We start from the raw sequence: 8,300 nt of genomic DNA, 5'->3' as shown, positions 1-8,300 counted from the left end.
GTCTCAGCCGACCTTGTGGCCCCATCGGAACCGCAACAGGAGGAAAAAGGCATATGGGCGGCCATTGCCTATTCGCAGGCCGATAGCAAATACGGCTTCTTCTGGGGCGCCGACAAGCGGCAGGAAGCGAAGGACATCGCACAGAAATATTGCGAGAACGCAGGCGGAAAGGCCTGCAACGTCGTCACCGTCTTCCGCAACCATCGCCATTGGAATGATGACGACGAGACCGGCTTTCCCTACAAGCACTGCGGTGCGCTTGCCGTGGCAGACAAAGTGGAGAACCGTTTCACGCCCTGGGGCGTGAACTCGGCCGAGACCCGTCGGGAAGCGGAGGATCTCGCTTTGCAGGCCTGCGAGGCGACGGGAGAGAAATGCAAGATCCGCGAATGGGTCTGCACATGAAGCTTGGCCCGAAGGCCGTCTCCGCATGTGGAGCGATTCTATTCTCATTGATGTCGCCGGCGTCTGCCCAGCAACAGGTGGCGGCTGTCCCGGATGGACCCTCATCGCTGCGTGAGGTCTATCAGGACTGGAGCGTGACCTGTTCGGTACGGGAAAAGGCGAGAGTGTGCTCGCTTGCGCAAGACCAGGTCCAGCAGAACGGGCAGAGGCTTCTTGCCATGGAGATCGCGGCACGCCCGGACGGTTCGACGACGGCTACCCTGCTTCTGCCCTTCGGCATCCTCCTTGATCCGGGCGTGACGCTGCAGATCGACGATCAACCGCCGCTGTCCCCGCAGCGCTTCAGGACCTGCCTGCCGACGGGTTGCGTCTCCGTCTTTACGGTCGATCGGCCGACGCTTGGAAAGCTGAGGGGAGGCTCGGTGCTGAAGCTCAATGTCACGACGGACGCCGAGACCCCGCTGAGCTTCCCTGTGTCGCTTCGCGGCCTGACCGCGGCGCTCGACCGCATGGTGGCGTTGAGCGCAAATTAGGGTGCGCGCTGACCAGCTTTTGGCCGCAGTGAGCCACATGAAGCGTACGCCGGCCGCCGCGATGGAGTATTTTTGGGCGCGGCATCCAAAGGGACGCGCCCGAAAAAGGGCTCAACTTCAGGTTGGATCATCGACAGCCGCTATCCGAACCGGCCATGATTCTGGCCATACCGGCCCACTGGCCTGCCGTTTTTTGTGCTTTCCCACTGAATGCGGCGTCTGGATACAACCGCAGCGAGCCGACGTTATGTGCTATTTTTGCTACATCTCGCAGCCTTGTTGCTTAAAAAGGCTATTTAGCGCCCTCTAAATCAATAATCGCTCACACATTCCGTGAATTTGTGGATAATCCGCCGACGGGCAGGCCTTGGCTTGGTTAGCGCTCTGAAAAGGACGCTGGGGAAACGTTAGGGTGGGATTAATGAATACGACAAACATGTCGACCATAGGCAGGCGCCTTGGTCTTTTGATGGCGGCCACCATGCTGACCTGCGGCAGCGCTCACGCGCTCACGCTCAAGGAGGCGATGACTGTCGCGGTGGAGTCCAATCCCGAGATTGGACAGGCGATCGAAAATCGCGAAGCCATCGAGTTCGAGTTGCGGCAAGCCAAGGGCCTTTATCTTCCCAGTGTCGATGTCGAGGCATCGGCTGGCGTTCGCCGGCTCGACAATCCGTCCCGGCGCTCTCTTTCCATCGAAGGCGATGCGCTCTATCCGGCTGAAACGGATCTTACCGTTTCGCAGACGCTTTATGACAGCGGCGGAAGGCGGGCCGAATTGAACCGTCAGGCATCGCGCGTCGATGGCGCTTCGTTCCGCGTGCTGGAACGGTCCGAATTCATCGGGCTGTCCGTTGTCCAGGACTATCTGGAATACATGCTGCAGGCTTCGATCGTTGCCGAAGCGAAGAAAAATCTGGGCTTCCACCAGGCAATTCTCGGCGACATCCGGCAAGGCATCTCGGGCGGCGCGCTGAACGAGGCCGACCGGCAACAGGCCGAGGAACGGCTGTTCGCCGCCAAGGCGCGCATGCAGGAGGCGACCGAGGAACTGGAAGCGGCCAAGATCCGCTTCTTCAAAACCGTCGGAAAGCCACTGACCAGCCCTTCGAGGCCCGGCGATGTTTCGGCCGCACTCCCGCGCTCGCTCGACGACGCGATAGGGTTGGCGCGGGAAAGCAATCCGCGCGTACACATGGCCAACAGCGACATCGACGCGGCGGCCTCCCTCGTGGACGCTGCGCGGGCAAAATTTGGCCCCTCCATCATCGCTGAAGGTCGGGCCCGGGCAGGAACCGACATTGACGGCGACGATGGCGACACCACCGACCTGCAGGCGCGCGTGGTCCTGCGCTGGAACCTCTACCGCGGTGGCATCGACAAGGCCAACGAGCAGGAGCAGATCCGCCGCACCAGTGAACAGCGTCTCGCGCTGCATCAGGTCCAGCGCGAAATCGAGGAAGCCGTTCGCACCTCATGGGATCGCCGTTTCCGGCAAGCCGATCTGGCAAAGACCCTGAGGCAACAAGCCGCTGCCAATGAGAAGCTGGTTGCTTCCTATCGCGAGCAGTTCAAGGTCGGACAGCGCTCGCTGCTCGACGTGCTCGACGCGCAGAATACACGGTTCAACACGGCAACGCTGGCGGATACCGCGTCCTACGCATCGCTGTTTGCCCAGTACCGGCTCCTGGCCGCGACCGGACAGTTGCTGAAAACGATGAATCTCGAGCCGGCAAAGCAAGCGACGGCCTATGCACGCACCGAGTTCGCAGCACCGGAAACCGCGGACACAGAAACCTATGCGCGGACGCCATCGGAGCAGAAGAACGACCTGCCATTCGATATTCTCGCTCCGGTGAGGAAGAAATAGGACAGCACAAGGTCCAGCGAGCGTCCTGACGGGCAGATCGTGAACCAGCAACCCAACATCCTCTCCCCGAAGGAGGCGTTCAAGGCCTGCTTCTCGGCCGTTGCCGGATATCTCGGCAGGCCGAGCGCGGAGACCGTGCTGTTTGCCGGCGTGCCGCTCTCGGACACGCGAATTGCGGCCGACGACATCAGGCACCTTGCCGAACGCATCGGCCTGGAAGTCACCGAGTTCAATCATCGCGATTTTCTCAGGGGGCGTATCGACCTGCCGGCCATCGTCTTTCGCGTCAGCCAATTGCCCGTCGCCCTGCTGGCTTTAGGCGAAGGCGATGCGTATATCACCGCGCCCCAGGAAGACGGCCGCACCACGATCGGCCGGTCGGAACTGGCCGCCAGCTACATCAGCGGCGGCGCTTCCTTTTCGATCACCTATGCCAATGCCGCCGAGACCATGTCGGTCGGCTCGGCGGCCAGGATCGAGCGAAGACATTGGCTTACGGGGACGATGGGCGCCTTCTGGCGCACCTACTCGAAAGTCGTCCTGGCGGCGGTGTTCATCAATCTGCTGGCCATAGCCTCGCCGATCTTCACCATGAACGTCTACGACAGGATCCTGCCGAACAAGGCGATATCGACACTGTGGGTCCTGGCTCTCGGCATCGGTGCGGTCATCCTGTTCGACCTGCTTTTGAAGACGGCAAGGGCTTCCCTCATCGACTATGCCGGCCGCAAGGCGGATCTGCGGATATCATATCTGCTGTTCGAAAAAGTGCTGAACTCGTCGCTTTCGGCGCGTCCCGGCTCGACCGGTGAATACGCAAACAGGGTCACGCAATATGAATTCGTCAGGGAGTTCTTCACCTCCAACACCATAAGCGTGTTCATCGACACGGCATTCGTCTTCGTCTTTCTCCTTGTGATCTATGCGATAGGCGGCTGGCTGGTGATCATACCGGCGCTGGCCTTCGTGATGTCCGTCATCGTCGGCCTGGTCACTCAGCGCCGCATCGGCAAGCGCGTCGCAGCCTCGATGAACGAAGCATCGCAGCGCCAGGCCCTGCTGGTCGAATCCATCTCGACGCTGGAGACCATCAAGTCGCTGCGCGCCGAGGCGTATCTGCTGCGGAAATGGGGAGAGCACTCCAAGAACGCCGCCAACACGTCCGAGAAGATCAAGCAGCTTTCGGCGGCAGCGGGCAACATCACCCAGTCCATACAGCAGCTGGTGACCGTCGCCCTGGTCGTGGCCGGCGCCTATGCCTTCTCGGAAGGGCATGTTTCGACAGGAGCAATCATAGGAACGGTGATGCTGGCGAGCAGGGCCGTGGCGCCGCTCGGCCAGATCGCCATAACGTTGTCCCGGTTCCGCCAGGCCATGCTCTCGCTGAGGATGGTGAATTCGATCATGGCTCAACCGGAAGATCGACCCGACACGGTGGGCTTCGTCAACCGCCCCATCCGCAAGGGGGCGATGGTGTTCAGGAATGTCGGGTTTGTCTATCCAGGCTCGGAAAACGAAGTTTTGACCGGCCTGAATTTCTCGGTCAAGCCGGGTGAGCGGATCGGCATCATCGGCCGCATAGGATCGGGAAAGACGACGATGGGTCGGCTGGTCGGCCGGCTCTTCCTGCCGACTTCCGGTGAGTTGCTGCTGGATGGGATCGACATTCGCCAGTATCACCCGTCCGAGGTTCGCGCCGCGGTCGGCATCGTTGCGCAGGCCGGCGACCTGTTCTCGGGCACCATCAAGGAAAACCTCCTGATGGCATGCCCCGAGGCTACAGACGAACAGATCATCGAAGCGGCAAAGGCGGCCGGCGTCGACGATTTCGTCTCACGCCACCCGCGCGGCTACGACATGAATGTCGGCGAGCGCGGCACCAATCTTTCCGGCGGCCAGAGGCAGACGGTGGCGATCGCGCGCCTGCTGCTGACCAAACCGAAAATCGTCTTTCTGGACGAGCCGTCGGGCTCGATGGATCTTGCTTCCGAACGCCAGTTGATCAAGCAGCTCAAAGTCGCCTTTGACCGCGACACGACGCTGATCGTCTCCACACATCGGTTCAGCATGCTTGAACTGGCCGACCGCCTGATCGTTATCGAACAGGGCAAAATCGTTGCCGACGGACCGAAGGACCAAGTCATACAGGCGTTGCAGAAAACAAGCGCCTGACAAAACAATTATTGCTGCATCCAATGCGTTGGGGCGTGGGAAATGCTTGCCAGGGAAGATCGACCGCCGCTGTTTGCGTCGGCGTCCATATTCATCATCGGAGCGCTCTTCGTCGTTTTTGTCGCCTGGGCGTCCTTTGCCGAAGTCGATGAGATCGCACGCGGCGACGGCAAGGTCATACCTGCTTCCAAGACCCAGATCATCCAGGCGAGCGAGGCCGGTGTGGTTCAGGAAATCGCCGTGACGATCGGCCAGGTCGTCAAGAAGAACGATCTCATCATCCGCCTGGACAACACGCTCAACACGTCCAGCCTTGGCGAGCAGCAGGCCAAGGCGCGCGCGCTCGAAGTGCGCATAGCAAGGCTGAAATACGAACAGGCCGGCAATCTCTCGGGCCCATTTCCGTGCCCGCAGGACATCCAGTCGGTCGCTCCGCAAATCTGCGACAATGAACAGAAGCTGCTCATCGCCCGGCGCGGGAACTTCGACAACAAGCTGTCCGTGCTCAAGTCACGCCTCGATCAGCGCGAGAAGGAACTTGCCGAGGCGGAGGCCAATTCCGATCGTCTTTCTAAGAACCTGGTCGTCAGCGACCAGGAGGCAAAACTCGTCGACGCGATGGTCAAGAAAGGCCTGATGGCAAGGACCGAGCAGCTCCGGGTAGAGCGCGAACAGACCGAACTCAACGGCCAGCTGAACCTTGCCGGCGAAACGATAAAGAAGATCAAATCGTCGATCACGGAAGCCCAGCTTCAGGTCGAGGAACTCGGCCTGCAATTGCAGCAGGAGGCGTTGGACGACCTTACCCAGGCGCTGGCGGACCTTTCGGTGGTGGATGAAACCATAAGGGGAGCCACCGACAAGGTCGCGCGCACCGATATCCGGTCTCCCGTGGACGGCATCGTCAACACGCTGGAACTGAACACGGTCGGCGCCTTCGTCCAGCCTGGCGCCGTCGTGGCCGGCATCGTGCCAACCTCCGAAACGTTGCTGGTGGAGGCGCGGGTCTCGCCGCGGGATGTCGCCTTCATCCGTCCCGACCAGGAAGCCCTTATCAAGGTCACCGCCTATGATTTCTCGATCTTCGGCGGCATCGAGGGCAAGGTCTCCAACATCACAGCCGACAGCCTGGTCGATCAGAAAACGGGGGAGCCCTATTATCAGGTGCGCGTGGCGACGGACAAATCGACGCTTCAAAGAGACGGCAAGGCCTATTCGATCATCCCCGGAATGATCTGCTCGGTCGACATCAAGACCGGGCGCAAGACGATCCTGCACTACCTCCTGAAGCCGATCAACAAAGCGCGCGAGGAGGCGATGAGTGAGCGGTAGCGCCAGCCCTCATCATTCCGATCGCGAGCGGCTGCTTGCACCAGTCGCCGCCGAGGATTTCGGGCTGGAGTTTCGGGTCGTGGCGCGAGGCGGCATACGGCGCGGCATTCGTCTGGAGCGGGCATTCTGGATGTCGCTGAAGCAGATGGCCGAAAGCAGGAAGTGCACGATCGGCATGCTCATCGACGAGATCGCCGAAAGCCAGGCCCAGACAGGCAATCTGACATCCGCGATCAGGGTGGCCTGCATGCGTGGATTGGGCGACGAAAACCTGACCTTGCGAAGGCTTGCATCGATCAACACCATCAACGCCATACTGGTCGCGTGCCCGTCTCCGGCCTTTGCGCTGGCTTCGTCGAAGAAGATCCTGTCGTTCAACGCGCCGTTCCAGCAACTGGTCAAACGCCAATTGCCGATCGCCCCAAGCGATGACGCACGGCACGACCTCAAGCTGGCGCTGGATCTCAATGTGGCCGACATCTTCACGCGGCTCGACGCCAATGGCGAATCGCCGGTGGCCACCGGTTTTGTCATCGGCGCGGGTGATCGTCGTTACCGGGGGCAATTGAATGCGGTGCGGGCTCCGGTGCTCGAGCCGGAACTGCTGATGGCGTTCGTCTTCGGCGGGTGAATGCCGCCAGTCCTTGGCGAGAACCTACGGCTTAGACTGGCCGAAACCCTATGGCTGAAAACCTTCGCCGGGTGCGACGGTTGCGAAACCGCCCTTGATGTCGGCCATCTGGGCGCCGCCCGGTCTTGAACCGTGGATCCAGGCCCGGTCCGTGCTGAACGAATAGAGCGGGACGTAATCCGGGAGATCGCTGTCACGCATAACGGTGTTGCTGAGGCTGTCGAGAATGAAGGTGCCGCTGCCTGTGCTCACCGACAGCACTGCGTGAAAGAAGCCTCTCTTGCGATCCTGGAGGACGACAAGCGCCATGCTTTGCGTCGGAATGCCGGCCCTCAGCAGGGCCGTCATCTTGAGGATGGCAAAATCCTCGCAATCGCCGGCTCGCCGCTCAAGAATCTCCGAAGGCTTCGCCCAATAGTCGAGCTTGCCGTAGACGAGGCTGTCTTTCCTGTAGGCGATCAGGCGATTGACGCTGCTGTTGACGAAGGACAGCTTCTCGCTGAATCCCTTGCCTTGAGCGGCAGCGATCATGCCGGCAAAAGCCGTGCTCTTGTGCTCGCAGGGGCTGCCTGCCGAACAAGCGGTGATTGCCCGGTAGACAGGCGCCCAGCGCGCCGCGACGGGAAAATTGCGCATGGACAAGGCAACCGATCCGAAGACCCCTGGAATAATCGACGCGGTCTGCACCGGATCTATCCCGGCGTCATCTCGCGCCGTTGACGAGCCGTCCCCGCGGTCGACATCCGGGCCATAGCTGCCGGTGACCATACCGATCCGGTAAGCGTCCGCAGGCTGCCAGGGCTGGGGCCTCGTCAGTGAAACACCGCCGAGACAGGGCGGCGTCTGGACCTTCTCCTGGGGCTTGCCGGGTGCGGCGATATCGCTCGCGAATGACGGCCCCGCCAGGCCGACAAGCCCGATTGCCAGCAGGAGCATCTGGAGCCCGGTTTTTCCCGGAACCGATTTTTGCTTTTTCATAACGCCCACCTTTGACTGTGGACGCTACCAATCTTGTCTCAAATTATTGGAAAGGAAGGTGGATAAATATCCAGCAACTGTCTTCATCTATTTTATTTAAAATTTTATTCAAATTTATACTTTGATTCACCAAAAAGATGCCGACTGATCGCCCGCCAACGAGGCCTCCAGAAACAAACATATATCAGGTTATATTGTTGCGGTTTACCACGTGTAAAAAATGCCAGGCAATGCATATCATAATATATGAAATAGATTAGGGGGCAGTTGCAAAGTAGAAGTGGCCGCTGTCTCTATCCGGTAAATATCGGAGGGGTTTCAGCCATGACGAACAATATCGAGTTGGACGCGGAATGCTCGTTCAAGGAACCCGAAAAGC

At 60.1% G+C, this 8,300-nt stretch carries 7 protein-coding genes; 6 read left to right on the top strand and 1 reads right to left on the bottom strand.

Annotated elements, in window-relative coordinates; genetic code table 11:
- From EN914_RS15595 to EN914_RS15570, 6 genes are all read left to right on the top strand, one after another.
- Positions 1–405, top strand: a 405-nt coding sequence (locus tag EN914_RS15595) for a DUF4189 domain-containing protein (protein WP_245497822.1), incomplete at its 5' end; no start/stop codon positions are given.
- The gene (locus tag EN914_RS15590) at positions 390–938 is read left to right on the top strand and encodes an invasion associated locus B family protein (RefSeq protein ID WP_027161456.1); all 549 of its coding nucleotides are present in this window, start codon (positions 390–392) and stop codon (positions 936–938) included. The genes EN914_RS15595 and EN914_RS15590, both read left to right, overlap by 16 nt.
- Positions 939–1,359: 421 nt before the next feature.
- A complete protein-coding gene (locus tag EN914_RS15585) occupies positions 1,360–2,808 on the top strand; it encodes a TolC family protein (protein ID WP_024502655.1) in 1,449 nt (482 codons plus the stop codon).
- A gap of 39 nt (positions 2,809–2,847) precedes the next feature.
- Positions 2,848–4,980, top strand: a complete 2,133-nt coding sequence (locus tag EN914_RS15580) for a type I secretion system permease/ATPase (RefSeq protein WP_013529845.1) — start codon at positions 2,848–2,850, stop codon at positions 4,978–4,980.
- 42 nt (positions 4,981–5,022) lie between these two features.
- Complete coding sequence (locus tag EN914_RS15575) at positions 5,023–6,312, top strand: HlyD family type I secretion periplasmic adaptor subunit (protein ID WP_013529846.1); 1,290 nt, start codon at positions 5,023–5,025, stop codon at positions 6,310–6,312.
- Positions 6,302–6,943 (top strand): ribbon-helix-helix domain-containing protein, encoded by a 642-nt coding sequence (locus tag EN914_RS15570; RefSeq protein ID WP_024502654.1) that lies wholly within the window; start codon positions 6,302–6,304, stop codon positions 6,941–6,943. Before EN914_RS15575 ends, EN914_RS15570 begins: the two co-directional genes overlap by 11 nt.
- Before the next feature lie 48 nt (positions 6,944–6,991).
- On the opposite strand, the gene EN914_RS15565 is transcribed toward EN914_RS15570, so the two are convergent.
- Positions 6,992–7,921, bottom strand: coding sequence for a transglutaminase-like cysteine peptidase (locus tag EN914_RS15565; RefSeq protein ID WP_024502653.1), 930 nt, complete (start codon positions 7,919–7,921; stop codon positions 6,992–6,994).
- Positions 7,922–8,300: the final 379 nt, after the last annotated feature.

Origin of the sequence: Mesorhizobium sp. M7A.F.Ca.CA.001.08.2.1 (assembly GCF_003998455.1) — a bacterium.
Classification (GTDB): Bacteria; Pseudomonadota; Alphaproteobacteria; order Rhizobiales; family Rhizobiaceae; genus Mesorhizobium; species Mesorhizobium ciceri.
Note: the sequence above shows the minus strand (reverse complement) of the source record. Positions and strands in the feature narration are given on the sequence as shown.

Coding starts and splice junctions, on each gene's coding strand:
- EN914_RS15590 (WP_027161456.1), top strand. CDS start 390: ATGGGTCTGCACATGAAGCTTGGCCCGAAGGCCGTCTCCGCATGTGGA.
- EN914_RS15585 (WP_024502655.1), top strand. CDS start 1,360: ATGAATACGACAAACATGTCGACCATAGGCAGGCGCCTTGGTCTTTTG.
- EN914_RS15575 (WP_013529846.1), top strand. CDS start 5,023: ATGCTTGCCAGGGAAGATCGACCGCCGCTGTTTGCGTCGGCGTCCATA.
- EN914_RS15565 (WP_024502653.1), bottom strand. CDS start 7,921: ATGAAAAAGCAAAAATCGGTTCCGGGAAAAACCGGGCTCCAGATGCTC.